The organism is Oceanisphaera sediminis (assembly GCF_039539745.1).
Lineage (GTDB): Bacteria > Pseudomonadota > Gammaproteobacteria > Enterobacterales > Aeromonadaceae > Oceanimonas > Oceanimonas sediminis.
Genome location: NZ_BAABDS010000034.1, coordinates 1 through 922 on the forward strand (window position 1 = coordinate 1; position 922 = coordinate 922).

A 922-nucleotide genomic window follows, 5' to 3' on the forward strand; every position below is an offset into this window, starting at 1 on the left:
CCGGTTCGCCTCGTTAAGCTATGTATTCACTTAACGATACTGCACTGAGTGCAGTGGGTTTCCCCATTCGGAAATTACGGACTCAAGCGCTTCTTACCAGCTCATCCGTACTTAACGCAGGTTAGCACGTCCTTCATCGCCTCTGACTGCCAAGGCATCCACCGTGTACGCTTAGTCACTTAACCATACAACCCCAAGAAGTGTGTTTTATGCGGCTTCATCTTAGTGATTTCGTCGTTGCGGCTTTCACTCGCTCCATCACATAGTGAACTATGCTCAGGAGACTCGTTCAAACCGCGCCTCGAACTCACGTCGATGACGCTCGCCTACATATATTGCTATATAAAGGCAGCATAAAAACAACTTGCTCAAAGCGGGGTTGACGCATCAGTGACTGATGCTTACAACATATTTCGCCAAGAAGTTCCAAGACACTTGCGTATCAAGAACTACAAATTATTTCTATCAGCTTTCCAGATTGTTAAAGAGCAAGAGTAGTGAAACTCTAAGCGTTAGACTTTAAGAGATAATGTTCTCTTACAGCGTAATGCTTAGTGTTCTGCGCGATGGCGTCCCCTAGGGGATTCGAACCCCTGTTACCGCCGTGAAAGGGCGGTGTCCTAGGCCTCTAGACGAAGGGGACCAAAAATCGTGGTGTCGAAACAAGTTTCGACGATTTTTGGTAAGACGAGTGCCGAGCCGGCGAGGCCGAGTGGCAAGTCTTATCAAAAAAGACACGGTAGTTAACCGCATCGATTTTTGGTAAAGGCGAGTGGTGAGCTCCGCGAACCCGAGCGACAAGAATAAGGTTATCCCTGTACGCGGTGTTTGCTTTACTCGGTGTGCAACAAGCTATAGGCGAACTGGTTGCCACGCCCTTATCAAAAGCGCTCTACTCATATCAAGCAAACTGTGTGAACAC

1 tRNA gene and 1 rRNA gene are annotated in these 922 nt (G+C 47.9%); both read right to left on the bottom strand.

Features of this window, described 5'->3' with window-relative positions:
- Nucleotides 1–185 (bottom strand): 23S ribosomal RNA (locus tag ABD827_RS10960); the annotation flags it as partial.
- Nucleotides 186–567: 382 nt separating this feature from the next.
- Nucleotides 568–643 (bottom strand) — tRNA-Glu (locus ABD827_RS10965).
- Nucleotides 644–922: the final 279 nt, after the last annotated feature.